Annotated in this window: 23 protein-coding genes; 7 read left to right on the top strand and 16 right to left on the bottom strand. The window is 73.6% G+C overall.

Features of this window, described 5'->3' with window-relative positions; genetic code table 11:
* Positions 1–257 precede the first annotated feature (257 nt).
* The 3 genes from ACFVHB_RS33090 to ACFVHB_RS33080 all read right to left on the bottom strand — a co-directional run bounded on the left by ACFVHB_RS33090 (position 258) and on the right by ACFVHB_RS33080 (position 2,170).
* The gene (locus ACFVHB_RS33090) at positions 258–1,058 is read right to left on the bottom strand and encodes a DUF3710 domain-containing protein (protein ID WP_380329586.1); all 801 of its coding nucleotides are present in this window, start codon (positions 1,056–1,058) and stop codon (positions 258–260) included.
* A gap of 69 nt (positions 1,059–1,127) precedes the next feature.
* Positions 1,128–1,595: a dUTP diphosphatase gene (gene dut / locus ACFVHB_RS33085; protein ID WP_380329584.1), complete on the bottom strand. Its 468-nt coding sequence runs from the start codon at positions 1,593–1,595 to the stop codon at positions 1,128–1,130.
* The gene (locus ACFVHB_RS33080) at positions 1,592–2,170 is read right to left on the bottom strand and encodes a PaaI family thioesterase (protein WP_380329588.1); all 579 of its coding nucleotides are present in this window, start codon (positions 2,168–2,170) and stop codon (positions 1,592–1,594) included. The genes dut and ACFVHB_RS33080 overlap by 4 nt, the downstream gene beginning before the upstream one ends.
* Positions 2,171–2,308: 138 nt before the next feature.
* Here ACFVHB_RS33080 and ACFVHB_RS33075 point away from each other — a divergent pair, with 138 nt between their 5' ends.
* Positions 2,309–2,758 carry a DUF3093 domain-containing protein gene (locus tag ACFVHB_RS33075; RefSeq protein ID WP_380329582.1) on the top strand — a complete coding sequence of 150 codons (450 nt, stop codon included), beginning with the start codon at positions 2,309–2,311 and terminating at the stop codon, positions 2,756–2,758.
* Positions 2,759–3,061: 303 nt separating this feature from the next.
* Here the strand turns inward: ACFVHB_RS33075 and ACFVHB_RS33070 are convergent, their stop codons facing one another.
* From ACFVHB_RS33070 to ACFVHB_RS33055, 4 genes are all read right to left on the bottom strand, one after another.
* Positions 3,062–3,361 (bottom strand): DUF4193 domain-containing protein, encoded by a 300-nt coding sequence (locus ACFVHB_RS33070; protein ID WP_148642658.1) that lies wholly within the window; start codon positions 3,359–3,361, stop codon positions 3,062–3,064.
* Positions 3,362–3,922: 561 nt separating this feature from the next.
* Complete coding sequence (locus ACFVHB_RS33065; protein ID WP_380329580.1) at positions 3,923–4,906, bottom strand: acyl-ACP desaturase; 984 nt, start codon at positions 4,904–4,906, stop codon at positions 3,923–3,925.
* A 256-nt stretch (positions 4,907–5,162) separates the two neighbouring features.
* Positions 5,163–6,458 carry a sensor histidine kinase gene (locus ACFVHB_RS33060; protein ID WP_380329578.1) on the bottom strand — a complete coding sequence of 432 codons (1,296 nt, stop codon included), beginning with the start codon at positions 6,456–6,458 and terminating at the stop codon, positions 5,163–5,165.
* A gap of 64 nt (positions 6,459–6,522) precedes the next feature.
* The gene (locus ACFVHB_RS33055; protein ID WP_148642660.1) at positions 6,523–7,176 is read right to left on the bottom strand and encodes a response regulator transcription factor; all 654 of its coding nucleotides are present in this window, start codon (positions 7,174–7,176) and stop codon (positions 6,523–6,525) included.
* Between the two features lie 453 nt (positions 7,177–7,629).
* Here ACFVHB_RS33055 and ACFVHB_RS33050 point away from each other — a divergent pair, with 453 nt between their 5' ends.
* Positions 7,630–7,815, top strand: a complete 186-nt coding sequence (locus ACFVHB_RS33050; RefSeq protein WP_030301315.1) for a hypothetical protein — start codon at positions 7,630–7,632, stop codon at positions 7,813–7,815.
* Positions 7,816–8,096: 281 nt separating this feature from the next.
* Here ACFVHB_RS33050 and ACFVHB_RS33045 read toward each other — a convergent pair whose 3' ends face one another.
* Positions 8,097–8,900 carry an inositol monophosphatase family protein gene (locus ACFVHB_RS33045; RefSeq protein ID WP_380329576.1) on the bottom strand — a complete coding sequence of 268 codons (804 nt, stop codon included), beginning with the start codon at positions 8,898–8,900 and terminating at the stop codon, positions 8,097–8,099.
* A gap of 21 nt (positions 8,901–8,921) precedes the next feature.
* Entirely contained in the window at positions 8,922–10,064 is a 1,143-nt protein-coding gene (locus tag ACFVHB_RS33040; protein ID WP_380329574.1) for a ferrochelatase, read from the bottom strand.
* A gap of 129 nt (positions 10,065–10,193) precedes the next feature.
* On the opposite strand from ACFVHB_RS33040, the gene ACFVHB_RS33035 reads away from it, so the two are divergent.
* Positions 10,194–11,450 carry an MFS transporter gene (locus tag ACFVHB_RS33035; protein ID WP_380329572.1) on the top strand — a complete coding sequence of 419 codons (1,257 nt, stop codon included), beginning with the start codon at positions 10,194–10,196 and terminating at the stop codon, positions 11,448–11,450.
* 113 nt (positions 11,451–11,563) lie between these two features.
* Positions 11,564–12,886: a D-arabinono-1,4-lactone oxidase gene (locus tag ACFVHB_RS33030; protein ID WP_380329570.1), complete on the top strand. Its 1,323-nt coding sequence runs from the start codon at positions 11,564–11,566 to the stop codon at positions 12,884–12,886.
* An 11-nt stretch (positions 12,887–12,897) separates the two neighbouring features.
* Here ACFVHB_RS33030 and ACFVHB_RS33025 read toward each other — a convergent pair whose 3' ends face one another.
* The gene (locus ACFVHB_RS33025; RefSeq protein ID WP_380329568.1) at positions 12,898–13,725 is read right to left on the bottom strand and encodes a hypothetical protein; all 828 of its coding nucleotides are present in this window, start codon (positions 13,723–13,725) and stop codon (positions 12,898–12,900) included.
* Between the two features lie 592 nt (positions 13,726–14,317).
* Here ACFVHB_RS33025 and sepH point away from each other — a divergent pair.
* Positions 14,318–15,397: a septation protein SepH gene (gene sepH, locus ACFVHB_RS33020; RefSeq protein WP_380329566.1), complete on the top strand. Its 1,080-nt coding sequence runs from the start codon at positions 14,318–14,320 to the stop codon at positions 15,395–15,397.
* A gap of 103 nt (positions 15,398–15,500) precedes the next feature.
* On the opposite strand, the gene ACFVHB_RS33015 is transcribed toward sepH, so the two are convergent.
* On the bottom strand, positions 15,501–16,361 hold the full coding sequence (locus tag ACFVHB_RS33015; protein ID WP_380329564.1) for a sulfurtransferase: 861 nt from the start codon (positions 16,359–16,361) through the stop codon (positions 15,501–15,503).
* Between the two features lie 154 nt (positions 16,362–16,515).
* Between ACFVHB_RS33015 and ACFVHB_RS33010 the strand changes: the two genes are divergently transcribed.
* Positions 16,516–17,265 carry a VOC family protein gene (locus ACFVHB_RS33010; protein WP_380329562.1) on the top strand — a complete coding sequence of 250 codons (750 nt, stop codon included), beginning with the start codon at positions 16,516–16,518 and terminating at the stop codon, positions 17,263–17,265.
* 16 nt (positions 17,266–17,281) lie between these two features.
* Here ACFVHB_RS33010 and ACFVHB_RS33005 read toward each other — a convergent pair whose 3' ends face one another.
* From ACFVHB_RS33005 to ACFVHB_RS32990, 4 genes are all read right to left on the bottom strand, one after another.
* A complete protein-coding gene (locus ACFVHB_RS33005; protein ID WP_380329561.1) occupies positions 17,282–17,938 on the bottom strand; it encodes a thymidine kinase in 657 nt (218 codons plus the stop codon).
* A 50-nt stretch (positions 17,939–17,988) separates the two neighbouring features.
* Positions 17,989–19,173 (bottom strand): alkaline phosphatase family protein, encoded by a 1,185-nt coding sequence (locus tag ACFVHB_RS33000; protein WP_380329559.1) that lies wholly within the window; start codon positions 19,171–19,173, stop codon positions 17,989–17,991.
* Between the two features lie 114 nt (positions 19,174–19,287).
* Positions 19,288–19,887: a DUF5998 family protein gene (locus ACFVHB_RS32995; RefSeq protein WP_148642670.1), complete on the bottom strand. Its 600-nt coding sequence runs from the start codon at positions 19,885–19,887 to the stop codon at positions 19,288–19,290.
* Positions 19,888–19,981: 94 nt separating this feature from the next.
* Entirely contained in the window at positions 19,982–22,948 is a 2,967-nt protein-coding gene (locus tag ACFVHB_RS32990; RefSeq protein WP_380329557.1) for a GNAT family N-acetyltransferase, read from the bottom strand.
* A gap of 242 nt (positions 22,949–23,190) precedes the next feature.
* Between ACFVHB_RS32990 and ACFVHB_RS32985 the strand changes: the two genes are divergently transcribed.
* Positions 23,191–23,472, top strand: a complete 282-nt coding sequence (locus ACFVHB_RS32985; RefSeq protein ID WP_380329555.1) for an HPr family phosphocarrier protein — start codon at positions 23,191–23,193, stop codon at positions 23,470–23,472.
* A 572-nt stretch (positions 23,473–24,044) separates the two neighbouring features.
* Here ACFVHB_RS32985 and ACFVHB_RS32980 read toward each other — a convergent pair.
* Positions 24,045–25,238, bottom strand: a complete 1,194-nt coding sequence (locus ACFVHB_RS32980) for an RtcB family protein (RefSeq protein WP_380329553.1) — start codon at positions 25,236–25,238, stop codon at positions 24,045–24,047.
* Between the last annotated feature and the right edge of the window lie 126 nt (positions 25,239–25,364).

Raw genomic sequence — 25,364 nt, 5'->3', positions numbered from 1 at the left:
CTGTTGAGTTCTCAAGGAACGGACACTTCCTTCGGACCGCCTTCCAGCGGGCCCTCCGGGCGCTTCGTTCTTTCGTGTTTCCAGCTTATCAGACGATTTCCGCCCCGTTTTCCGGAGTTTCATTCATCGGATTCGCTTTCCGCTTGCCCCCGCTCTCTCGCGGCGACTCCGGAACTGTACGGGGACCGGCCCGTCACATGCAAATCGCCCCCGCCCGGGGTCCGGGCGGGGGCGATGGAGCGGGCGGAGCCGTCTGCTCAGCGGACCTCGGTGATCTCCGGGCCGCGGGCGAACGGGTCGAGCGCGTTGCCGCCGAAGCGGCTGTCGCCCTCGCCGGCGGCGGCTGCCCCGCCACCGTCGGCGACCATCTGCGCGTCCTCGGGGAGCTTCAGCACGATCGGGTCGCGGGGCGCCATCGGGCTCTCACCGCGGACGACGACCGTCTGCTGGAAGACCTGCTCCAGGATCCCGGCCATCTCGGGCTGCACGGCGGCCTGGCCCGAAATCACGCCGCGGAGGAACCAGCGCGGCCCGTCGCAGCCGACGAAGCGCACCAGCTGGACGCCCTGGGTGCCGTCCGGCAGTTGTACGGGGACCTGGGCGCGGAGGTGCCAGCCGAGCGGGCCCTCCTCCTCCTCGACGAGGCCGCCCTGCGAGGTGATGCCGTTGGCGATCTCCTCGCGGACCTCGCTCCAGATGCCCTCCGACTTGGGGGCCGCGAAGGCCTGGAGCTGGATGGCGCTGTTGCCGAGGACCAGCGTCGCGGCGACGATCGCGTCGCCGGCCACCTCGACCCGCAGCTCCATGCCCTCGACACCGGGGACCAGCAGACCCCCGAGGTCGACCCGGCCCTCCTCCGGCTTCTCCAGCTCGGAGTAGTCCCACGGACCGTCCGGACGCGGGGCCGGCGGCAGCCCGACCCGGTCGGCCGGGTCCAGCTCGGTCACGTTCTCGCTCTCGGCGGAACCTTCGACGTCATCGGCCGTCTCGTCGGCGCTGATGGCGTCGTCGGCGAGCTGCTCGACAGCGTCCTCGCTCTTCTGGCGACGACGGAACACGGTCACTGTCCTTCCCGGTCCAAGACCGATGCGAATACCTGCTCGGCTTCCTGCGAGGCCGCGGGCAGCCTAGACCGCGGCGTGGCCGCCGGTCGACCCGAACCCGCCCTCGGCTCGTGCCGACCCGGGCAGTTCGGCCACCTCGTGGAAGCGGGCCTTCTCGACCTGCTGGACGACCAGCTGGGCGATCCGGTCCCCGCGGCGGAAGCTGACCGCCTCGCGCGGGTCCAGGTTGACGACGATCACCTTGATCTCTCCACGGTACCCGGCATCGACCGTCCCCGGGGCGTTCACGAGGGCAACTCCGCAACGAGCTGCCAGCCCGGACCGGGGGTGGACGAACGCCGCGTAGCCGTCCGGCAGCGCGATGGCGATGCCGGTGGGCAGGACGGCGCGCTCGCCGGGGGCCAGCTCCGCGTCGACGGTGGTCCGCAGGTCGGCGCCGGCGTCGCCGGGCTGCGCGTACGCGGGCAGCGGCAGCTCGGCGTCGATTCGCCTGATCAGAACGTCGACGGGCGGGCGGGGGGTGCTGCTCAAGGGTTCACCTCAAAGGCTCGGGCGCGCTTCATCAGATCCGGGTCGTCGAGGACCTTCTCGATGTCCTCGGGACGACCGTGCTTGGTGAAGTGTTCCAGCTTCACCTCGATGAAGAGTGCCTGCGCCCTCAGCGCGACCGGTCCGTCCGGGCCGCCGATCCGCGCCTCCGCGGCGCTGTAGATCTTGCGGCCGTGCACCCCGGTGATCCGGGCGCGCACGTGCAGCAGGGAGCCGACGGGGACGGGGCGGAGGAAGTCGGTCTCCAGCCGGCCGGTGACGGCGGGGGCGTGCAGCAGCCAGTTCAGCGAGCCGAGCGTCTCGTCCATCGCGGTGGTCAGCAGGCCGCCGTGGGCCAGGCCGGGGCCGCCCTGGTGGACGTCGCGCACCACGAACTCGGCGGTGACGTCGAGCCCTTCGCCGGCCACCGCTTCGATCCGCAGGCCGCCGGGGTGCTGCGGGCCGCAGCCGAAGCAGTGCTCGTAGTGCGAGCCGAGCCTGGTGCCCGGGGCCGGAGCCTCGGGGGCGCGCGGCGGCAGGACGGCGTCCGGCGGCGGCGTGGTCGGCGAGGGCGGCATCGGCGTGGGGGCCGTCGGCGTGGACGGGGAGGCGGGGGCGGTGGAACCGGTCACGGCGCCCAACCCTACCGACCGGTAGCCACGGCGGGACCGGGGGTGCCGTCCCTGGGCGCCCGTCACGGCGACCACAATGGGGGCATGTACGACGAACGCCTCACCGTGCCGCGCTCCTGGTGGTTGCTCCCGGTCGCGATCGGGCTCACGCTCGCGTTGATCCTGCTGCGTCTCAGCGCGGTGGGCGCGCTGGCCGGGCTGGTGGTCGGCATCGCCGCCGGCGCGGCCGCGATCAGCAGCTACGGCTCCGCCCGGATCCGCGTGGTGCAGGGCTCGCTGGTCGCGGGCCGGGCCCGGATCCCGGTCGACGCCCTCGGCGCAGCGCACCCGCTCAGCCCCGCCGAGGCGGTGGCCTGGCGCGGCCGGGACGCGGATCCGCGCGCCTTCATGCTGCTGCGCAGCTACGTCCCCACCGCGCTGCGGATCGAGGTGAGCGACCCGGCCGACCCGACGCCGTACCTCTATCTGTCGACCCGCTCGCCGATGAAGCTGGCCGAGGCGCTGGACGAGGCGCGCCGCGGCGCCCGCACCTGACCGGGGAAACCCGGGACGCACCCGGCACGCGGGGCACGCCGGCCACAGGGCCCCGGAAAACGGAGGGGGACGGTTCCGCGACGCGGGACCGTCCCCTTCTTCTCCGTACCGCACGAGGTGCCGCCCGAGGTGCGGCACGACGCGCGGTGCGGGGTGTGGCGCTGGTACTACCTGACTCCGTACTGCCGGTGCGTCCGCCTCGGCGGCCGCCGGAGCTGCCGTCCGGCCCCGCTGCCCGGGGCCGGAAGGGACGGTGTGCCGGTCTCGCTGGCTGCGAGGCCCGGACCATGGCCGCCCTCGTTCTCAGGCGCCGCAGTCCCGGCAGATCGGGTTGCCGTTCTTCTCGCTGTACAGCTGGCTGCGGTGGTGCACCAGGAAGCAGCTCATGCAGGTGAACTCGTCGGCCTGGCGCGGCAGCACCCGGACGGAGAGCTCCTCGTTCGAGAGGTCGGCGCCGGGGAGCTCCAGGCCCTCGGCCGCCTCGAACTCGTCGACGTCGACCGAGCTGCCGGTCTTCTCGTTCCGCCGAGCCTTCAGTTCCTCGATGCTGTCCTCGTTGAGGTCGTCATCGGTCTTGCGTGGGGTGTCGTAGTCCGTTGCCATTTTTCGCTCTCCCCCTCCGGGTTGTGCGGTGTGTGCGGTATCTCCAGCGCACGTAACGCATGGGGGGTCGGTCTTGTGCCCGACCCGAGGCGGAGATTTTGCCTTACTTCAAGCCCTGTTACTCAATCGACACTCAGCCAGGGGTCCGTTGGGGTGATCCGCTCGGGGACGGGGGGCCTCACGCTGGGCCATCACCGGCCCGCGGTCGGGACCGCGCAGTCGACACGCACAGTGATCGGCGGCCGCGCGAGCGTCCGCCAATTCCCTTGCCCACCAGGGGCGACCGTCGATCCACCGGAGTCGCCCGGGCGGCCGGTCCCCTCACGGACGGCGACCGGGGCGCCCACGACCATGATCACACTCCGGGGTCGGCCGGACCCGGACCGCGACACGGTGTGACCTTGGTCACGTTCTGAATCTTCCAGGGCAAACCACGGAAAACCCACCCAAGCGGAGCGGTCGGATCCTCGCCCCCGCGCGCCGCGGTTCGTGTCCGGCCGCTTCCGCCGGGCGGTCGTGGCGCGCCCGGGACCGGACGGTCCCCGGCGCCCGACCCGTCCGCTACCGGGCGGCCTGCCGCGCGGCCCGGCGCGCCAGCAGCGCGGCCTGCCGCTCGTCGAACTTGGTCGCCTGCGCGTCCAGCCCGCCGAGGAAGACGCCGAGCTCGTCCTGGGCCCGCAGGCCGTCCGGACCGAGGCCGGAGACCTCCATGACCTTGAGGTGGCGCAGCACCGGCTGCAGCACGTCGTCGTGGTGGATGCGCAGGTTGTAGACGCCGCCGATGGCGATCTGGGCGGCGGCCCGCTCGAAGCCGGGGATGCCGTGGCCGGGCATCCGGAAGTTGGTGACCACGTCGGCGATGGCCCGCATGGCCTGGTCGGGGGCGATCTCCAGCGCGGCCTTCAGCAGGTTCCGGTAGAAGACCATGTGCAGGTTCTCGTCGTTCGCGATCTTCGCGAGCAGCTGGTCGCAGAGCGGGTCGCCGGCGTGGTGGCCGGTGTTGCGGTGCGAGATGCGGGTGGCGAGCTCCTGGAAGGCCACGTAGGCCACCGAGTGGAGCATGCTGTGCGCGTTGTCGGACTCGAAGCCCTCCGACATGTGGCTCATCCGGGCCCGCTCCAGCTCGTTCGGGTCGACGGCCCGGGTGGCGAGCAGGAAGTCGCGGATGGCTATGCCGTGCCGCCCCTCCTCGGCGGTCCAGCGGTGCACCCAGGTGCCCCAGGCGCCCTCGCGGCCGAACATGGTCGCGATCTCGTGGTGGTAGCTGGGGAGGTTGTCCTCGGTGAGCAGGTTGACGACCAGCGAGACGCGGCCGAGCGGGGTCACCTTGGACTGCTCCACCGACCAGGCCTCGCCGCCCAGCACGCCGTCGAAGTCGCGGCCCTGGCTCCACGGGATGAACTCGTGCGGCATCCAGTCCTTGGCGACCTTGAGGTGGCGGTTGAGCTCCTTCTCCACCACCTCTTCGAGGGCCATGATCAGCCGCGCGTCGGTCCAGGCGCTCGAACCGAGGGAGGCGGTGCGCTGCACGGGGGCGATGGTCACGGTCTTGCTCCTGGGGGAAGGGGCACGCGCGGGACGGGCGCGTTGGGCGGGCACGTCGGGGGACGCGCAGTCGGGATTGACCTACGGTTGCGTAGGTTACGACACCGTAAGTTGCCCGGGCCGGAAAAGACAAGCCGCCCCCGCCAGGCCTTATGTCGTCTTGACAGGCCTGACGGGGGCGGCTCGCGATGATCGGCGCGCGGAGCGGGGGGCACCCGAACGGCGCAACGGGGGCGAGGAGGGCCCCGGGGGCGGCTCAGGCTCCCGGGATGCGCACCCGCATGGTGAGGCCCCCTCCGGGGCGCGGGGCGGCCTCGATGGTGCCTCCGTGCGCCCGGACCACCGAGCGGACGATCGAGAGTCCGAGTCCGACGCCCTTGTCGCTGCGGGTGCGGTCGGCGCCCTTGACCCGGCGGAACGGCTCGAAGATGTGCTCCAGCTCGTAGCCGGGGACGACCGGGCCGGTGTTGGAGACCACCAGCTCGCCCGCGCCGCCGGGCGCCAGGGCCGTGGTGATCTCCACCCAGCCGCCGGCGACGTTGTAGCGCACCGCGTTCTGCAGCAGGTTGAGCGCGAGCCGCTCCAGCAGGACGCCGTTGCCGCCGACGGTGGCCGGGTGCAGCTCGGAACGCAGCTCGACCTCGCGCTTGCCGGCCTCGGCCCGGGTCTGTTCCAGCGCCCGGGTGGCGACCTCGGAGAGCTCCACCGCGCGGCGGTCGGTCAGCTCGTTCTCGCTGCGGGCGAGCAGCAGCAGGCCCTCCACCAGCTGCTCGCTGCGCTCGTTGGTGGCCAGCAGCGTCTTGCCGAGCTGCTGGAGGTCGGGCGAGGCGGCCGGGTCGGAGAGCTGGACCTCCAGCAGGGTGCGGTTGATCGCCAGCGGGGTGCGCAACTCGTGCGAGGCGTTGGCGACGAAGCGGCGTTGGGAGTCGAACGAGCGGTCCAGCCGGTCGAGCATGTCGTCGAAGGTGTCGGCGAGCTCCTTGAGCTCGTCGTCCGGGCCGTCCAGCTCGATCCGCCGGTGCAGGTCGGAGGAGGCGACCTCGCGGGCGGTGCGGGTGATCCGGCCGAGCGGGCGCAGCACCCGGCCGGCCAGCGCGTAGCCGAGCACGAAGGCGATCACGGCGAGGCAGACCAGCACGGTGAGGGACTTGCGCAGCAGGGTGTTGAGGGCGCCGTTGGACTGGCCGGTCTGCAGCGCTCCCAGGCGGTCGGCCGGGATCTGGGTGCCGTCGGGCAGGGTCGCGACCAGGCCGGGGGCGAACTTGATGGTGGGCAGCGCCGCGTCGTGGAAGGCCTGCCGGACGAAGAAGTACATCAGCAGCAGCAGCACCACGCCGGCCATCAGGAACATCCCGCCGTAGAGCAGGGTGAGCCGCATCCGGATGGTGGGGCGGAAGGGCAGCCAGGCGAGCATGCCGTCGCCGGGGACGTAGGTGTCGTGCGCGTGGTGCAGCCGGGGGGCGCGCGGCGGGTGCACGGGCTTGGGCGGTACGGCGCGCGGGCCGCCGGCGGGCGCGCCGGAGGGCCCGCCGGCCGGGGGCGGGGTGGTCATGGTGTTCCTCTCGGGGCGTCCGCCGGGCGGCGGGCGCGGTGGGCCGGCGCGGTGGCCGGCGGGGTCAGATCCGGTAGCCGGAGCCCGGCACGGTGACGATCACCGGCGGGTCACCGAGCTTGCGGCGCAGGGTCATCACGGTGACCCGGACGACGTTGGTGAAGGGGTCGGTGTGCTCGTCCCAGGCCTTCTCGAGTAGCTGCTCGGCGGAGACGACGGCGCCGCCGGCCCGCATCAGCACCTCCAGGACCGCGAACTCCTTGGGGGCGAGCTGGACGGGCCGTCCGTCGCGGATGACCTCGCGGCGTCCGGGGTCGAGCGAGATGCCGGCGCGCTCCAGCACCGGCGGCAGCGGGACGGTCGCCCGGCGGCCCAGCGCCCTTACCCGGGCGACGAGTTCGCTGAAGGCGAACGGCTTCGGCAGGTAGTCGTCGGCGCCGATCTCCAGGCCCTCGACCCGGTCGCTGATGTCGCCGGAGGCGGTCAGCATGATCACCCGCGTGGCCAGGCCCTGGTCGACCACGCTGCGGCAGACGTCGTCCCCGTGGACCAGCGGCAGGTCGCGGTCGAGGACCACCACGTCGTAGTCGTTGACCGCGATGCGCTGGAGCGCGGCCTCCCCGTCGTACACCACGTCGACGGCCATCGCCTCGCGGCGCAGGCCGGTCGCGACGGCCTCGGCGAGCAGCTGCTCGTCCTCGACGACGAGAACCCGCACGGTCGTTGTCCCTTCTCCAGGCCGGCCCCGGAAGCGGACGCACGGCTCCGACGGTGCCTCCATCCTGCCTGGTCCCGCGGTAAAGCAGCGATAAGCTGCCCCGGAGGCAAGGACGCCGGCTCGGCGCGATCACGGCGGGGGCCGCGGTTCGTGTCGGGAGCACTCCGGTTGGACTGTGACACAGGCAACTTTCTCGCCCGGGGAGGTTTCCTCCGGCCGGGGGCGGGGAGGACAGGTGCACACCCGCGATCTGGCTGGTAGGCCGATCGCACCCACCCGCCGTGCGTTCATCCGCGCCGGCCCTGGGGCTGGGACGTCACCGGGAGCGGCCGAGGGCCGTCTCCGCGCCCGACCGGAGATCTCGACCTGCCGGACCGGACGCTGCCGCTGGCACCACCACCCTGGGGCGGGGGACGCACGAACGTGCACGTCCGACACAGTAAGGGGGCCCGTATGGACGCCTTCACCGCCGGAATCCTGCAGCGCATAGCCAACGCCGAGCAGGATCTGCACCGCGCGATCGAGGCCGGGGACGAATTCCTGGCCGAGGTGGAGCAGTCCGAGCTGGACGATCTGCGCCGGCTCGCCGCCGAACACGGCGTGGACACGGTGCTGGAGCGCCACCGCACCGCCGCCTGATCCACCCGACCCGCCCGACCCGTCGCCGGACCTCCGGCACCAGCGGCCCTGCGGGGGCCGTGCGAAACCCAAGCCCTGGCATCCCCCGTGTGCCAGGGCTCTTCGCTTGTCCGGGAACGGCCGTGTCAGCCCGGGAACAGCCGTGCCGGGAAGCCGGCCCGGGAGGGCCGGTCCGGGAGGGCCGGGGGAGCCGTGCCGGGAAAGCCGGTCCGGGAGGGCCGGGAGAGCCGCGCCGGGAGGGCCGGGAGTGGCCGCCCGGAGCGGCCGCCCCGGAACCCGCCTCAGTCCGCCCAGGCGCGCAGCGCGGCCAGCCGCTCCTGGAGCGGCTCGTAGACGCCGGGTGCGGCGGCGACGGTCAGCTCGCCGTCCGGGCCGTGGCCCGGACGGCCGCCGACCAGGGCGCCGGCCTCGGCGGCGATCAGGCAGCCGGCCGCCCGGTCCCAGGGGGCCAACCCGCGCTCGTAGTACCCGTCCAGCCGGCCGGCCGCGACGTCGCAGAGGTCCACCGCGGCGGCCCCGCCCCGGCGGACGTCGCGGACCTCCGGCATCAGGGCCAGCAGCACCTCGGCCTGCCGGACCCGCACCCGCTGCACGTAGTTGAAGCCGGTGCCGATCAGCGCCTGCCCCCACGGCGGGGCCGGCCGGGCCGCGATCGGCCGGCCGTCCAGGTGGGCGCCGCGGCCCCGCACGGCGTGGAACAGCTCGCCGCGCGCCGGGGCGAACACCACGCCGACGACCGCCTCGCCGTCCAGCTCGGCGGCCACGCTGACGGCCCAGGAGGGCAGCCCGTACAGGTAGTTGACGGTGCCGTCGAGCGGGTCGACCACCCAGCGGACCCCGCTGGTGCCGGGCCGCTCGGCGCCCTCCTCACCGAGGTAGCCGTCCGCCGGGCGGCGGCCGCCGATCAGCTCCAGGACCAGCTTCTCGGAGGCGAGGTCCATCTCGGTGACCACGTCGACCGGGCTGCTCTTGGTGCCCGCCACGCCCAGGTCGGCGGGCCGGCCGTCGCGCAGCAGGGCGCCCGCCTGCCGGGCGGCGTCCAGGGCGACGTCGAGCAGTTCGTCGAGCAGTTCGGGGCTGGGCACGGGTTCTCCTCGGAACGGGGTTCAGCGCTCGGCGGCGGCCGGGCGGGGGGCGCGCGGGTTGGGGCAGCAGGCGACCGCGCACACGTCGTGGCTGGGGCCGAGCGTGCCCAGGGCGCAGCGGGTCACGGCCTCGCCGCGCTCGGCGGCGGCCCGCTCCAGGACGAGGTCGCGCACCGCGGCGGTGAACCGGGGGTCGGCGCCGACGGTGGCGGCGCGGGCGACCGGCAGGCCCAGTTCGGCGGCCTTGGCCACCGCCTCGGTGTCCAGGTCGTACTTGACCTCCATGTGGTCGGAGACGAAGCCGATCGGGACCATCACGACGGCGGGCGCGCCCTCGGCGTGCTGCGCCTCCAGGTGGTCGCAGATGTCGGGCTCCAGCCACGGGATGTGCGGGGCGCCGCTGCGGCTCTGGAAGACCAGCTCCCAGGGCCGGTCCGCGACGCCGGTGCGCTCGGCCACGGCGGCGGCGATCAGGCGGGCGACGTCCAGGTGCTGGGCGACGTAGGCGCCGCCGGGCCGGCCGCGGGCCGGGTCGTCCGGGGCGCCGGAGGTCTCGGCCATGGTGTCCGGGATGGAGTGGGTGGTGAACGCCAGCCGGGCGCCGGACCGGACGTCCTCGGGCAGCCCCTCCAGGGCCGCGAGGGTGGCCTCGACCATCGGCTCGACGAACCCGGGGTGGTTGTAGAAGTGCCGCAGCTTGTCCACCCGCAGCTCGGGCAGGCCCTCCTCGGCGAGCCGCGCCAGCGCGTCGGCGAGGTTCTCCCGGTACTGGCGGCAGCCCGAGTAGCCGGCGTAGGCGCTGGTGGCGAGGACGGCGATCCGGCGGTGGCCGTCGGCGGCGATCTCGCGCAGGGTGTCGACCAGGTAGGGCGCCCAGTTCCGGTTGCCCCAGTAGACCGGGAGGCCGAGGCCGTGCTCGGCGAAGTCCTTGCGCAGGGCGGCGAGCAGCTCGCGGTTCTGCTCGTTGATGGGGCTGACCCCGCCGAACATGAAGTAGTGCTTGCCCACCTCCTTCAGCCGCTCCTTGGGGATGCCGCGGCCGCGGGTGACGTTCTCCAGGAACGGGACGACGTCCTCGGGGGCCTCGGGCCCGCCGAAGGAGAGCAGCAGCAGGGCGTCGTACGGAGCGGCGCCGGAGGGTGAGGGATTGCGCGCGTCGGACATGGCACCGATCCTGCCATTGAGGGGGCGGAGACCGTCGGCGGGGCCGCGCGGATGTCCGGAAAATACCGTTTGCCAAGGTACGTAAGCTGTGTTGGCCAGCCTCGTTCCTTACCTCCACGGAGCTCCCCCGTGCTCTCCAGCTACCGCCAGATCTTCGCCGCCCCCGGCACCCTGGCCTTCTCCTCCGCCGGGTTCATAGCCCGGCTGCCGATCTCCATGACCGGGATCGGCATCGTGACGATGCTCTCCGAGCAGAGAGGGTCGTTCGGGGTGGCGGGCGCGGTGTCGGCCACGCTGGCGATCGCCGCCGGCGTGCTGGGGCCGATGGTCTCCTGGCTCATCGACCGGCACGGGCAGCGCCGGGTCGCCCTGCCCGCCGCCGCCGTCACCGTGGCCGCCGCGATCGGACTGCTGCTCAGCGCGCACTTCGACGCACCGTCCTGGACGCTGTTCCTGTTCGCCGTCGGCATGGGCGTGATGCCCAGCGCCGGCGCCATGGTCCGCGCCCGCTGGGCCCACCTCTACCGGGACGAGCCGGACCGGCTGCACACCGCCTACTCCTTCGAGGCGGTGGTCGACGAGTTCTGCTTCATGGTCGGCCCGATCGTCGCCGTCAGCCTGGCCACCAACGTCTTCCCCGAGTCCGGCGTGCTCGCCGCCGTCGTCGCGTTCACCGTCGGCATCGCCCTGTTCACCGCCCAGCGCCGCACCGAACCGCCGGTCCACCCCGCCTCCGCCCACAGCGGCGGCAGCGCCATCCGCAACGGCGGCCTGGTCGTCCTGGTGCTCACCTTCATCGCCACCGGTGCGATCTTCGGCTCGGTCGAGATCGTCACCGTCGCCTTCGCCAAGGCCCAGGACAACGAGGGGCTCGCCGGCACCGTCCTCGCCGTGTGGGCGCTCGGCTCCGGCCTGGCCGGCATGGTCTACGGCGCGCTCAAGCCGAAGGGCTCGCTGGCCAACCGCTTCTTCGTCGGGGTGCTGTTGATGGCGCTCAGCATGATCCCGGTCCTGCTCGTCGCCTCGACCGTGCAGGGCGTGGGCGGGCTGCTCGTCGTCGGCGCCGCCCTGCTGATCGCCGGCCTCGCCATCTCCCCCACCCTGATCTCCGCGATGGCCCTGGTCGAACGGCTCGTCCCGGCCGGCCAGCTCACCGAGGGCATGGCCTGGACCACCACCGGGCTCGCCCTCGGCGTCGCGTTCGGGTCCGCGGCCGGGGGCTGGGTGGTCGACGCCGCGGGCGCCGCCGCCGGCTACTGGGTGCCCCTGGTCGCCGGGGCGTTCGGCGTCCTCGCCGCCCTCGCCGGGCTGGGCCGCCTGCGAGCCGGCATCGCCGCCCCCAGGACCGCCGAGCCCGCCGGACAGACCGTAGACCTCGAACGGTGAACTGACTACTCTCTCCCTACCCGTGGGCCTACCCGCGGGTAGGGAGACCGCAGGGCGGGCCGGCCGCCCCGGAGCGAGCCGACGCCGTTCGGCCACGGAGCAGGAGGCACCACATGCCCCAGGCCAGTACCGCACCCCGCGCCCGCTGGACCAACTGGGCCGGCAACCAGAGCGCCCACCCGGCCAAGGTGGTCACGCCCGGCACCGCGGAGGAACTGGCCAAGGAGATCCTGCGCGCCGCCGACCAGGGCCGCACCGTCAAGGCCGTCGGCTCCGGCCACTCCTTCACCTCGATCGCCTCGGCCGGCGACGGCGTCCTGGTCCGCCCGCACGCGCTGACCGCCGTCCGTGCCGTCGACCGAGAGGCCGGCACCGTCACCGTCGAGGCCGGCCTGCCCCTGGCCCGGCTCAACCGGCTGCTCGCCGCCGCCGGGCTCTCGCTCACCAACATGGGCGACATCGAGGTGCAGACCGTGGCCGGCGCCACCAGCACCGGCACCCACGGCACCGGCCGCGACTCCGGCTCCCTCGCCGCCCAGATCCGCGCACTGGAGATCGTCCTCGCCGACGGCACCGTCCGGCACTGCTCCCCCACCGAGAACCCACGGCTCTTCCAGGGCGCCCGGCTCGGCCTCGGCGCGCTCGGCGTGATCACCGCGCTCACCCTCGCCGTCGAACCGGCCTTCCTGCTCACCGCGCACGAGCAGCCGATGCGCTTCGACGAGGTGCTGGACCGGCTCGACGACCTCACCTCGGTCAACGAGCACTTCGAGTTCTACTGGTTCCCGCACACCGACCGCTGTTCCACCAAGCGCAACAACCGCAGCCAGGGCCCGGCCGCCCCGCTGCCCCGGTTCAAGGAGTGGCTGGAGGACGACTTCCTCTCCAACACGGTCTGGGAGGGGGCCTGCCGGGTCGGCCGGCGCTTCCCCGCCGCCGTGCCCACCATCGCCTCGCTGGCCAGCCGCGCCTGGTCGGACCGCAGCTACACCGACACCGCGTACAAGGTGTTCACCAGCCCGCGCAAGGTCCGGTTCATCGAGATGGAGTACGCGGTGCCGCGCGGCGAGGTCGCCGAGGTGCTGCGCGAGCTGAAGGCGATGATCGAACGGTCCGACTGGCGGATCAGCTTCCCGGTCGAGGTGCGGTTCGCCCCCGCCGACGACCTCTGGCTCTCCACCGCCAACGGCCGGGACAGCGCCTACATCGCCGTCCACCTCTACCGGGGCACCGCCGAGCAGGGGTACTTCACCGAGGTCGAGAAGCTGATGACCGCCCACCGGGGCCGGCCGCACTGGGGCAAGCTGCACACCCGCGACGCCGGCTACCTCGCCGAGGTCTACCCGCACTTCGCCGACTTCACGGCGCTGCGGGACGAGCTCGACCCGCAGCGCCGCTTCGGCAACGACTACCTGCGACGCGTCCTCGGCGCATAAGGCGCTTCCCCTCATCCGGCCGGCGGCGCGGACGGGGCGACGGCCGGCGGCGGGACCGCGGCCGGGGCGCCGCTCGGCGCGGGCGGCCGCGGAGTCGCCCCGCCGGACGGCTCGGCCGAGGAGGACGGGCTGCCGGACGGCGACGGGCTCGGGCCCGCCGACGGGGAGGCCGTGCCGCCGCTCCCGGTACTCGGACGGTGGGACGGGCTGACGGGGGCCGGGTCGCCGCCGTCCTTCCCGGCCGACGGCGACGAACCGCCGGGGGCCCCGGCCGGGGGCACGCCGGCCGGCCGCTCGGCCGGCGCCGACGGGCCGGAGGACCTCGGCCCCACCGTGCCGCCCAGCGAGGTGCCGCTGCCCGACTCCCCCTTCACCGTGGCCGACACCGGCTGCCCGGTGGCCAGTTCGAAGCCGACGATCGGCGCCATCGCCAGGACGAAGACCAGCCCGGACACCACGGCGTACGTCCGCCACGTCCACCGCCGGCGCGCCCGGACCACCCGCGGCGCGTTCCACTCCGCGGCGGGCGCCGGCGCGAGGGCCGGGCCGGCGGGCGGTCCGGCGGCCGGGCCGGCGGTGCGAACGGCGGTCGCGGCGGTCGAATCGGCGGCCGCGGGGACCTGGCGGAGTTCGTTCACGGCCGGACCGGGGCCGCTCCGCTCCACCGCGTCGCGCAGTTGTTCGCCGGTGCGTTTGAAGACGTGTTGGAACACCGCCCCACCGGTGGTGGCTCCGACACTCACCACCGCCGCGCCCAGAATGGTGCCGTAGACGCCGAGTTCGGAGGCGAGCAGCGCCCCCACCACGGCGGCGAGCGCGCTCGCCGCGACCTGAGCCACACTCAGGTCAATTCGCCCGCGACCTTCTCCGCCACCCTCCTCGACCGGCCTCCCGGCGGCCCGCTGCTCCGGCATCGACATCCCTCGGGTCCGTACGACCGTTCTTCGAACAAGTCACTCCATCTTGCTCAAAGAAGGACACAAGGGACGAAAATGCGGTTCCGCGCGGGAGATATATGTGAAGATGATCACCGTTCACCGGTGGATCGTCCGCCATCGGCGGAGCGCGCTCTTGAGATTCCCGTGAATCGCGGGAGACTTGAGCGGCGAGCCGCCCCTTCGGATGCCACGAATGGAGTACTGTTCGTAAAGCCTGAGCCTTGGGTCGACTTGTCGACTGCCCATCAACCGGCAGCTTGACAAGGAGCCACGGCACAGGCACGCACGGCGACGCCCGTCCCGGAACGTCGCGTTCACTGCGCGTGCGAGTACGGCCGGGACACCCAGGCGCGACGTCAAGAGCGACGTGGCAAAAAGGCAACCGTGCCACAGCGGCGAGCCCGGGCGTGAGCCCGACACGCCGGGGAACTCAGCAAGGTTGTGGCCAGTCGCGAGCGGGCAGGCCACACTCAGTACGGGAGCAGCGACGCAGGTGACGTCGGCAGGCACCACCCGGGAGGTAACCGTGCCCGAACTGCGGGTTGTGGCCGTCAGCAACGACGGCACACGGCTGGTGCTCAAGGCTGCCGACAGCACGGAGTACACCCTCCCCATCGACGAGCGGCTGCGCGCCGCCATCCGGGGGGACCGTCCCCGCCTCGGCCAGATCGAGATCGAGGTGGAGAGCCACCTCCGCCCCCGCGACATCCAGGCGCGGATACGAGCCGGTGCCTCCGCCGAGGAGGTCGCGCAGGCCGCCGGCATCTCCGTCGACCGGGTCCGCCGCTTCGAGGGACCGGTGCTCGCCGAGCGCGCCTTCATGGCCGAGCGGGCCCGCAAGACCGCCATCCGCCGGCACGGCGAGTCCACCGGACCGCAGCTGGGCGAGGCCGTCGCCGAGCGGCTCGCGCTGCGCGGCGCCGAGAAGGACACCGAGCGCTGGGACTCCTGGCGGCGCGACGACGGCACGTGGGAGGTCATCCTCTCCTACCGGGCCGACGGCGAGGGCCGCAGCGCCGCCTGGACGTACGACCCGCCGCGGCGCCTGGTGCAGCCGAACGACGACGAGGCCCGGGCGCTGATCGGCGAGAACGTCGAGCGCGAGGAGGAGTCGGTCTTCCCGTTCATCCCGCGGATCGCCCGGCTCCCCCAGGACCGGCCGCCGCGCCCGATGATCGACCGGCCGTCCGCCGACCGCATCATGTCCGCCCGCGAGGTGCGCGAGGCCCGCGAGGCCACCGCCGACTCGCGCGACTCGCTGACCAGCCTGCTCGACGTCGTCCCGGCCTTCCGCGGCGACCTCGCCGTCGGCGCGCCGCCCTCGATCGAACCGGTGGTGCCCGCCGAGGTCGCCGAGGAGGACGAGGAGGCGGCCGCCGCCGCGCCCGCGGTCGGCGCGGGTTCGGCGTACGCGGACATCCTGATGCCGCGCGCCGTCGCCCCGCACCGCGAGCGGCTGGTCGGCACCACCGACCGGCAGGCCGAGGCGGACGGCGTCCGGCCCGGGCGCCGGGCCACCGTGCCGAGCTGGGACGAGATCGTCTTCGGCAGCCGGCGCAAGAAGCAGGAGTAGCCACCACGGTGAGGAGGGGCGTCCCGCGCGGGGCGCCCCTCCTCGCCGCGCGTCCGGCTACCGCGCGTCCGGCTACCGTGCGTGCGGTAGCCGGGCGTCCGGCTCAGCCCGGCTGATCGGTGACCGCCACCGGGCGGCTCTCGTCGCTCGACCACTCGCTCCACGAGCCCGGGTACAGCGTGGCCGGCACGCCCGCCACCGCGAGCGCGAGGATCTGGTGGGCCGCCGTCACCCCCGAACCGCAGTACACGGCGGTCTCCCGCTCGCCCGCTCCCAGCGCGCCGAACCGCTCGGCGAGAGCGGCGGCCGGCAGGAAGCGCCCGTCCGGGCCGACGTTCTCGGTGGTCGGCGCGGAGACCGCACCCGGGATGTGCCCGGCGCGCGGGTCGATCGGCTCGGTCTCGCCCCGGTAGCGCTCCCCCGCCCGGGCGTCCAGCAGCAGACCCGACCGGGCCCAGGCCGCGGCGCCGTCGCCGTCCACCGTCGGCAGCTGCCCCGGCACCGGCTTGAAGTCACCCTCCTCCGGCGCCGGCACCTCGGCCGTCACCGGCAGCCCGGCCGCCCGCCAGGCCGCGAACCCGCCGTCCAGCACCCGCACGTCCGGGTGGCCGGCCCAGCGCAGCAGCCACCAGGCCCGGGCGGCGGCCAGCGAGGTGGCGCCGTCGTACACCACCACCGGGCGGTCGGCACTGACCCCGAAACGGCGCAGCGCCGCCCCGAACTCCTCGACGTCCGGCAGCGGGTGGCGGCCGCCGCGCCCGGGCGGGCCGGCCGGAGCGGCGAGGTCGGTGTCCAGCGCGACGAAGTGGGCGCCGGGCAGGTGGCCGGCCGTGTAGTCCTCGATCCCGGGCGGGCCGCCGAGCTGCCAGCGCACATCGAGCAGGACCGGCGGTCGGGCGGAGCCGAGCGCCTCCTGGAGGCCGGCCACCGAGACCAGCGGGGATTCGTCGTGAGAGGTCGTCATGACGGTCATTCTCGCGCAGTGCCGCCACCCCGACGCTCTTTGTGCGGTCTTTGCCGGACTTTCCGCGCGGCCCGGGGGTCGGGTGCGCGCCAGGGTGGAACCATCACCCTCACGTGCGCGGTTCCGTGCGCCGAACGCCCCTGAGGAGGCCCGCATGCCCGCGGTGCAACTCCGGCTCGCCCAGGGCACTCCGTGCTGGGTCAGCCTGATGACCGACGACCTGGACGGCGCCCGCGCGTTCTACGGCCGACTGCTCGGCTGGACGTACACGCCGGGCCCGACCCAGCTCGGCGCCTACGTCCGGGCCGAGGTCGGCGGTGCCCCGGTGGCCGGTCTCGGCGTCTCCACGGTGACGGGCTTCCCGGTGCAGTGGACCACCTACTTCGCGGTGGACAGCGCCGACCGGACGGCCCAGCTGGTGCGCGAGTGCGGCGGCACCGTGGCGGTCGGACCGCTGCAGGCCGAGCGGGCCGGGCGGCTGGCCATCGCGGCCGACGTCTCCGGCGCGGTCTTCGGGCTCTGGCAGGGCGAGGAGCACCCGGGCCGGGAGGCGGGCCCCGAGCCGGGCGGGCCGGCCTGGGCCGAGCTGATCACCCCGGACGACGAGGGCGCGGCGGTCTTCTACGGCGCGGTACTGGGGCGGCCGGTGGCGCCGGCCGGCGGCGAGTCCGCGCTGCTGGTGGACGGCCGGCCGGTGGCGGGCATCCGGCCCGGGGCGGAGCTGCGCGGTCACCCGCCGCGCTGGCGGGTCCACTTCGCGGTCGAGGACGCCGGGCTGACGGCCCGTCGGGCGGTCGAGCTGGGCGGCCGGGTGCTGGTGGAGCCGCGGGACACCGGGCGGGGCCGGGTGGCCCGGCTGGCCGACCCGCAGGGCGGGCACTTCTCGGTGCTCCAGCCCTGGTGACCCACCCGCTCGCGGCTCAGGCCTGCTGCTCCTCGAAGGGCAGCACGTCCGGGGAGAGCACCGAGGCGCGGGCCGTCGCGGCGGTCAGCCGGCGACGGTGGTGGCGGCGGCAGAGCACCTCGTAGCCGACCTCGTCCTCGCGCACCGAGATGTCGCCGATCACGACCTGGGCGCCCTCGACCACCATCACGCCGCCCACCGTGCGGGCGTTGTGGGTGGCGCGCGCGCCGCACCAGCAGAGCGCCTCGACCTGCAGCACCTCGACCCGGTCGGCCAGTTCGATCAGCCGCTGGGAGCCGGGGAAGAGCCTGGTCCGGAAGTCGGTGGTGATGCCGAAGGTGAAGACGTCGATGCCGAGTTCGTCGACCACCCGGGCCAGCTGGTCCACCTGCTCGGCGCCGAAGAACTGGGCCTCGTCGCAGATCAGGTAGTCCACCCGGCCGCCGGCCGAGAGCCGGTGCACGACGTGGGCGTGGAAGTCGAAGTCGTCCGTCACCTCGACGGCCTCGGCGCGCAGGCCGAGCCGGCTGGAGATGGTGGCCGCACCGGCCCGGTCGTTGCGGGTGAGGATGATCCCCTGCCGGCCGCGCGCGGCGTGGTTGTGGTCCATCTGGAGCGCGAGCGTCGACTTCCCGCAGTCCATCGTGCCCGAGAAGAACACCAGTTCAGCCATGGGTGGAGCAGAGGCCTTTCAGAGAGGGGGAGTTCACGCGGAGCGGGGGTTCACGCGCGGACTTCGAGCAGGGGCACGAACTGCTCGACCGGGGTCATCGAGCCGTGCAGGCCGATCATCGCGGACTCACCGGGCTCGTTGCGGGAGGCGATCACGGCGATGTCGTCGCGGGCGGCGGCGACCACGTCGCCGATCCGGTGGTAGACCCGCTCGTCCACCGAGGGGCCGAACCAACCGGCGGCGATCGCCTCGTCCCGGGTCGCCACCCACATCCGGTCGCCGAGCACCTCGCTCCAGACCGTGTGCACGTCGGCGGCCGCCCCCGGCACCGCGTACACGTGCCGGGCCCGGCCCTCGCCGCCGAGCAGGGCCACGCCGGCGCCGAGCTCCCAGTCCTCGTCGAAGTCGATCCGGTCCTCGGGGGCGATGTCGATCATGCCGTGGTCGGCCGTGACGTACATCGCCGAGCGCGGCGGCAGCTGCTCGGCCAGCCGCCGGGCGAGGCGGTCCACCGCGTCCAGGGTCATCCGCCACTCGTCGGAGTCCACCCCGAAGCGGTGGCCGGCGCCGTCCAGCTCGCTCACGTAGGTGTAGACCAGCGCGCGGTCGTGCTCGGCCAGCCAGGCGGCCGCCTGGTCCATCCGCTCCTCACCCGTGGTGCGGCCGAGGAAGGTGCCGCCGGACAGCGCCACCCGGGTCAGCGGGGTCTGGGCGAACAGCGGCGAGGAGACCTGGGCGGTCGCCACCCCGGCGGCCTGGGTCTGCTCGAACACCGTCGGGTACGGCTGCCAGAGCGCCGGATCGGTGTGCGGCTGCCAGCGCAGCTGGTTCATCAGGTAGCCGGCGCCCGGCACCGCCACCGTGTAGCCGGCCAGGCCGTGCAGGCCCGGCGCCGTCCCGGTGCCCACCGAGGCCAGCGAGGTCGCGGTGGTGGACGGGAAGCCCGCGGTCAGCGGGCGGCCGGTGCCGCCGAGCGAGCTGCCGGCCAGCGAGGAGAGGAACGGCGCGTACTCGGGGTGGCGCAGCAGCAGCTCCCAGCCGAGGCCGTCGACCAGGAACACCACCACCCGGTCGGCGGGCGCGATCGGCAGCGTCGCGGTGAACCCGGGCACACCGAGGCCGGCCGCCACCGAGGGCAGCAGGTCGCAGAGCGAACCGCCGCCGTAGGGGGGCGCCGGGGCGGTGGCGGGGTCGAGGATCTCGAAGGCGTCGGGGCCGTCGGGTACGAAGGACATGGCTTGGGGGGCTGGCTTCCTGGCTTCGGTGGCGTCGTCGTGCGTCGTGCGTCAGGTCTCGCACGCCGTCGTGCGTCGTGCGTCAGGTGTCGCACGTCGTCGTGCGGCGCCGGCTCAGACCCGCGGACCGTTGCTGATCGTCGCGTCGGAGAGCGCCCGGGCGAACACCAGCGCCTGGGCAACCGTCTCCGGACCGTCACCGGCCTCGCTGACCCGCAGTGACAGGTCGTCAGCGGTGGCCGAACCGGTGTAGCCGTGGTCCGCCTCACAGTTCGGGTCCGAGCAGCCGGCCGGCTCCAGGTCCAGGCGCTGCACCGCGCCCCAGCCGATGGTCAGCACCACCTCCCGCGGCAGCGTGCCCGGGGTGTACGTCTCGGGGTTGGCAACCATCCGGCTCACCACGACCGAGCCGATGCGGTCCAGCCGGACGCTCTCGGTGGACGTGGTCGCGTACGGCACCGCCGGGCCGGCGCCGTCGCCGGACTGCTCGTCGGTGTGGCTCACCACGAACCGGGTCGGGGTCAGCACCAGCACGGTCACGTGCCGGCGGACCTCGTTGGCGTCGAAGGTGGTCTCCTGGTGCACCAGGTAGGAGCTGATCGGCTCGGGACCCACCGCGGACTCGACCGCCTCGGACACCAGGGCCGGGTAGTAGCCGCTGCGCTCGATCGCCGAGCGCAGGTCCTGAGTGGTGGTGGTACCGGTCTTCGCCATAACTCCATCCTGGCATGGTCCGCCGACGAAGCGGGCGGCACGGCGCCGAGCTTCCGGACGACAGCGCCCCCGGGCAGGGCGCAACCTAGGAAGGTTACAGCGTGCTCATGGCGCGCGGGCCCAGATCGCTGCGGACGGGCAGGGGCGCGATCCGCACCTGCGCCCCCAGGATCGCCAGCCCGTGCGGGGCCACGACCACGGGTTCGAGGTCCACCGAGGCCACCTCCGGGAGGTCGTCGACCAGACGGGACACCCGCAGCAGCAGCTCCTCCAGCGCGCCGGTGTCCACCGCCTCGGCGCCGCGCCAGCCGAACAGCAGCGGCGACGCCCGCACCTCGCGGATCAGCCCGGCCACGTCCTGGTCGGTGGCCGGGACCAGCCGGTGGGCGACGTCACCGAGCAGTTCGGCGGGCGCTCCGGCCAGACCGAAGGAGAGGATCGCGCCGACCGCCGGGTCGACCGTGGCACCGATCACGGTGTCCACGCCGCGCGGGGCCAGCCGCTGCACCACCAGCCCGGCCTGGGCCGCCCCGCCGAGCAGCGCGTCCAGCTCGCGGTGGGCGCGGCGCAGCCCCGGCTCGCCGGTCAGGTCCAGCCGGACGCTGCCGAGGTCGGGGCGGTGGCGCAGGTGCGGGGCGGTCGCCTTGAGCGCGACGGGGTAGCCGAGCGTCGCGGCGGCGCGGACGGCGGTCTCCTCGTCGGGGGCGGGCAGGGTCGGCGAGACGTCGATGCCGTAGTGGGCGAGCAGCGCCGCCGCGTCCGCGTCCGGCAGCGCGATCCGCGCGCCGCCGGGCTGGGTACGGGCGAAGAAGCTCCGGCGCGTAGCGCCGCGATCAAGGGTGGTGGTGGGCGACGGGCGGGCCGCGGTCCGGGTGGAGAGCGCGGTCTCGACCAGGGCCCGGGCGGCGCCCTCGTCGATCCGGTCCAGCTCGGGGACGCGGGCGGTCTCCTCCGCCTCGGCCATCCGGTGGCGCCACTGGGCGTAGTGGACGGCGTGCGCGAGGGCGCGCACCGCCCGCTCGGGCGCCGGGTAGGCGGGGATGCCGCCCGGACGCAGCCGGCTCGGCAGGTCGGTCAGCGCCAGGTGGGCGAGCAGCAGCGGCTTGCCCAGCCTCCTCGCCCGCGTGCCCGCTTCGAGCAGCGCGGCGGCGATCTCCGGATCGTCGGAGCCCATCTCCGGATCGTCCGGTCCGGCCAGCCGGCCACCCATGAACGCGTGCGCCGAGGTGCCGATCGGCGGGATCGCGACAGCGATCACCGCGTCCACCGCCGGGTCGTCCAGCGCCACGTCCAGCGCGATCCGGAAGTTCTCGCCGGTGGCGGCCGTGGTCAGGTCCACCGGGGTCCGGGGGCGCAGCCCGGCGCTGAGGCAGGCGTCGTGGGTCAGCAGGCCCAGCGAGTCCGAGTTGCCGACCACAGCCACCCGGTCCCCGGCGGGCAACGGCTGCAGCGCGAGCAGTTCGCCGGTGTCGTACAGCTCGGTGATCGTCTCCACCCTGGTCACCCCGGCCTGCTGGAACAGCGCGTCGACGGTCGCGTCGCGCAGCCCGCTGGCGGTCGGCGGGACGGCGTGGCCCGGCGGCAGGCTGCCGGTGTGCCGGGCGCCCTTCACCACCACGATCGGTTTGGCCACGGCCAGGCGGCGGGCGATCCGGGTGAACTTCCGGGGGTTGCCGAAGGACTCCAGGTAGAGCAGCACCACCTCGGTGGCCGGGTCCTCCGCCCAGTACTGGAGGAAGTCGTTGCCGGAGACGTCCGAGCGGTTGCCGACCGAGGCGAAGGAGGAGACGCCCAGGCCCCGGCGGTGCGCGGCCTCCAGCAGGGCGACGCCGATCGCGCCGGACTGGCAGAAGATGCCGAAGCCGCCGCGGCGCGGCAGGGCGGGCGCGAGCGAGGCGTTCAGCGGCCGGTCGGCGTCGGTGTTGATCAGGCCGAAGGCGTTCGGGCCGATCACCCGCATGCCGGCCGCCCGGGCCTGGCGGACCAGGGCGCGCTGCCGGTCCCGGCCCTCCGGACCGGTCTCCGCGTAGCCGGCGGTGACCACCACCAGCCCCTGCACGCCGTGCGCACCGCATTCGGCGACGGCGGCGGGCACGGCCGCGGCCGGGACGGCGATCACCGCGAGGTCCACCGGGCCGGGGATCTCCAGGACCGACCGGTGCACCGGGACGCCGTCCAGCTCGGTCCCGGGCGGGGCGTTGCGGTTCACGGCGTAGACCCGCCGGTCGTCGCCGCCGCCTCCGTGCTTCTCGTCGTCCTCGTCGCCGGGCCGCCCGTCGGACTGCCCGCCCGCCGCGAAGCCGGCCAGCAGGTCGCGCAGGATCGCCCGGCCGACCGTCTGCGGATTGCGCGACACCCCCAGCACCGCGACCGACCGCGGGGTGAGCAGTCGCTGCACCGACCTCGCCTCGGCACGGTGCTCCCGCGCCCGCATCACCGCGAGCGAGGCCGCGGTCGGCTCCAGGTCGAACTCCAGGTGGACCACACCGTCGGCGAAGCTGCGGCGCTGGGTGTAGCCGGCGTCGGTGAAGACCTTCACCATCTTGCGGTTCTCCGGCAGCACCTCCGCCTGGAACCGGCGGATGCCGCGCTCCTGCGCCACCGCCGCGATGTGCTCCAGCAGCGCCGAGGCCACCCCGCGCCCCTGGTGGGCGTCCTGCACCAGGAACGCCACCTCGGCATCGGTGCCGGTCTCCGACGGACGGCCGTCGGCGTCGATCCGGTCGTAGCGGACGGTCGCGATGAAGCGGTCCCGGATCACCACGGCCAGGCCGACCCGGTTCACGAAGTCGTGGTGGGTGAAGCGGCGGACGTCCTTGTCGGAGAGCCGCGGGTAGGGCGCGAAGAAGCGGAAGTACTTGGACTGGTCCGACACCTGCTCGTAGAACTCCACCAGCCGGCCGGCGTCGTCGGGCGTGATCGGCCGGATCCTGGCCGTACCGCCGTCACGCAGCAGGATGTCGGCCTCCCAGTGCTGCGGGTAGTCCGGCCCGGCGTGCTCGGGGTGCTGCGCGCTCTGCCGCGGGCCCAGCCCGGGGTGCGGTGCCAGGGAGTCGTCCACATTCGTCAGGTTATCCGGCGGCGAGCCGAATGGCGCCGGCCGTGCGTCGGCGGCAGGGTGGGCAGGGCCCACCGGGGCTCCCGGCCGGGGACTTACGTCCCTGCTTATGGCCCCGAAAGAAACAATCACAAGTACTGAACGCGGCGGCTCGGAGGGGTCACCTGCGTGCAACACTGGTCTAGACAACATGGCCGCCTCCGCCAAGCACGGCCATGACCAGTTACACCGGAAAGGCACGTCTCATGGCCGAGCGCCGCGTCACCATCGGTTGGGCCGAGGGCCTGCACGCCCGTCCCGCCTCCGTCTTCGTCAGGGCCGTCACGGCCACCGGCGTGCCGATCACCATCGCCAAGCCCGGCGGCAACCCGGTCAACGCCGCCTCCATGCTCGGCCTGCTCGGCCTCGGCGCCCAGGGCGGCGAGGAGGTCATCCTCGCCTCCGACGCCGAAGGCGCCGACCAGGCCCTCGACCGCCTCGCCAAACTGGTCCAGGAAGGCCTCGACGAGCTCCCCGCCGCCGCCTGAGCCCAGCAGCCCGAACGCGGAGCGCCCGGCAGGCATAGCACTGCCGGGCGCTTTTGTTCGCACATTCGATCGCATCCATACCATCGAGCGAACCGATGAGCGAGCGGACCATTCCGGTGGCCGATCGCACACATGCTCGCCGCATGACGGTCTTCGACCTCGAACGACCCGACCACGCATACTTGTTCGCCTTCCTCCAGGCGGACGGACACCTCGCGCAGGGCCCCGGCAACAAGGGCCGGCTCACCGTCGAGCTCTCCGCGCGCGACGCCCCGATCCTCGACGAGTTCCAGCGACTCTGCCCGTACAACAGCAGCATCGGACACCGGACCCGCAGCACGAACTTCAAGGCCGATCACACCTCGGTGATGTGGACGGTCTGCGCCCGTGGATTCCGCGAAGAGCTTCAGGCGCTGGGCCTGCCTGCGGGACGGAAGTCCGAGATCGTCGCGCCGCCGCGCGCCCCGTTCTCCGAGCGCGACTACCTGCGGGCGCAGACGGACGCCTTTGGGATGAGCCGAGATAACGCGGGAAGGGCCCCGACCAAGTCGGGGCCCTTCCCGCGTCAGTGCTCAGCCCTTGATGCAGATGACCTGCTTGATCTGCGCAACGATCTCCACCAGGTCGCGCTGCTGCTCCATGACCTTCTCGATCGACTTGTACGCGCCCGGAATCTCGTCGACGACACCGCTGTCCTTACGGCACTCGACTCCCCGGGTCTGCTCCTCCAAATCCCGCACGGTGAAGCGCTTCTTCGCCGCCGAGCGGCTCATCTTGCGGCCGGCACCGTGCGAGGCGGAGTTGAACGCCGCCTCGTTGCCGAGTCCGCGGACGATGTAGGAACTCGTTCCCATCGAGCCCGGGATGATCCCGTACTCGCCGTCACCGGCCCGGATGGCCCCCTTGCGGGTCACCAGCAGGTCGACGCCGTCGTACCGCTCCTCTGCCACGTAGTTGTGGTGGCAGCTGATCACCTCGTCGAAGGTGACCTTCTTCTTGGCGAACTCACGGCGCAGCACGTCCTGGAATAGCGCCATCATGACGGCGCGGTTGTTCTTGGCGTACTCCTGCGCCCAGTACAGGTCCTCCCGGTACGCCGCCATCTGCGGCGTGTCCGAGATGAACACCGCCAGGTCGCGGTCGACGAGACCCTGGTTGTGCGGGAGGGACCGGGCAACGGTCATGTGGTGCTCAGCGAGCTCCTTGCCGATGTTGCGCGAGCCGGAGTGCAGCATCAGCCACACCGTCCCGACCGTATCGATGCACAATTCGATCATGTGGTTGCCCGCTCCGAGCGTTCCCATCTGCTGCATGGCCCGCTCGCGGCGCCACTTCACCTCGTGGGCGACCCCGTCGAAGCGGTGCCAGAAGTCGTCCCAGCCGGCCGTCGCGAAGCCGTGGAGCTTGCGCGGGTCGACCGGGTCGGTGTGGAGGCCGCGGCCGACCGGGATGGCCTGCTCGATCTTGGAGCGGAGGCGGGAGAGGTCGTCGGGGAGGTCCTTGGCGGTCAGGGACGTCTTCACCGCGCTCATGCCGCAGCCGATGTCCACGCCGACCGCCGCCGGGCAGACGGCGCCCTTCATCGCGATCACGGAGCCGACCGTCGCGCCCTTGCCCAGGTGGACGTCGGGCATCACGGCGAGGCCGTGCAGCCAGGGCAGCGAGCTGATGTTGCGCAGCTGCTGCATGGCCTGGCCCTCGACGGTGGCCGGGTCGGTCCACATCCGGATCGGGACCCGGATGCCGGGCACCTCGGTGTACGACATGGTTGAACGACCTCCCAAGGTCGGTTGGTTCAAGCGTAGGTGGGTGCCGCACGAAGGATCCCGGTGCGGCTCGGGGAAGATCGGGGGGGTACGCGGTGCTCAGGCCGCGAAGGGGCGTCGGGAGGA

The sequence above is a fragment of the Kitasatospora sp. NPDC127111 genome (assembly GCF_042677465.1).
Taxonomy (GTDB): Bacteria; Actinomycetota; Actinomycetes; order Streptomycetales; family Streptomycetaceae; genus Kitasatospora.
This window is presented reverse-complemented; position numbering and strand designations above follow the sequence as displayed.

Bases quoted from the DNA above. Each gene is read 5' to 3' on its own strand.
- ACFVHB_RS33080 (WP_380329588.1), bottom strand. From the start codon at position 2,170: ATGCCGCCCTCGCCGACCACGCCGCCGCCGGACGCCGTCCTGCCGCCG.
- ACFVHB_RS33075 (WP_380329582.1), top strand. From the start codon at position 2,309: ATGTACGACGAACGCCTCACCGTGCCGCGCTCCTGGTGGTTGCTCCCG.
- ACFVHB_RS33070 (WP_148642658.1), bottom strand. From the start codon at position 3,361: ATGGCAACGGACTACGACACCCCACGCAAGACCGATGACGACCTCAAC.
- ACFVHB_RS33060 (WP_380329578.1), bottom strand. From the start codon at position 6,458: ATGACCACCCCGCCCCCGGCCGGCGGGCCCTCCGGCGCGCCCGCCGGC.
- ACFVHB_RS33050 (WP_030301315.1), top strand. From the start codon at position 7,630: ATGGACGCCTTCACCGCCGGAATCCTGCAGCGCATAGCCAACGCCGAG.
- ACFVHB_RS33040 (WP_380329574.1), bottom strand. From the start codon at position 10,064: ATGTCCGACGCGCGCAATCCCTCACCCTCCGGCGCCGCTCCGTACGAC.
- ACFVHB_RS33030 (WP_380329570.1), top strand. From the start codon at position 11,564: ATGCCCCAGGCCAGTACCGCACCCCGCGCCCGCTGGACCAACTGGGCC.
- ACFVHB_RS33015 (WP_380329564.1), bottom strand. From the start codon at position 16,361: ATGACGACCTCTCACGACGAATCCCCGCTGGTCTCGGTGGCCGGCCTC.
- ACFVHB_RS33010 (WP_380329562.1), top strand. From the start codon at position 16,516: ATGCCCGCGGTGCAACTCCGGCTCGCCCAGGGCACTCCGTGCTGGGTC.
- ACFVHB_RS33005 (WP_380329561.1), bottom strand. From the start codon at position 17,938: ATGGCTGAACTGGTGTTCTTCTCGGGCACGATGGACTGCGGGAAGTCG.
- ACFVHB_RS33000 (WP_380329559.1), bottom strand. From the start codon at position 19,173: ATGTCCTTCGTACCCGACGGCCCCGACGCCTTCGAGATCCTCGACCCC.
- ACFVHB_RS32995 (WP_148642670.1), bottom strand. From the start codon at position 19,887: ATGGCGAAGACCGGTACCACCACCACTCAGGACCTGCGCTCGGCGATC.
- ACFVHB_RS32985 (WP_380329555.1), top strand. From the start codon at position 23,191: ATGGCCGAGCGCCGCGTCACCATCGGTTGGGCCGAGGGCCTGCACGCC.
- ACFVHB_RS32980 (WP_380329553.1), bottom strand. From the start codon at position 25,238: ATGTCGTACACCGAGGTGCCCGGCATCCGGGTCCCGATCCGGATGTGG.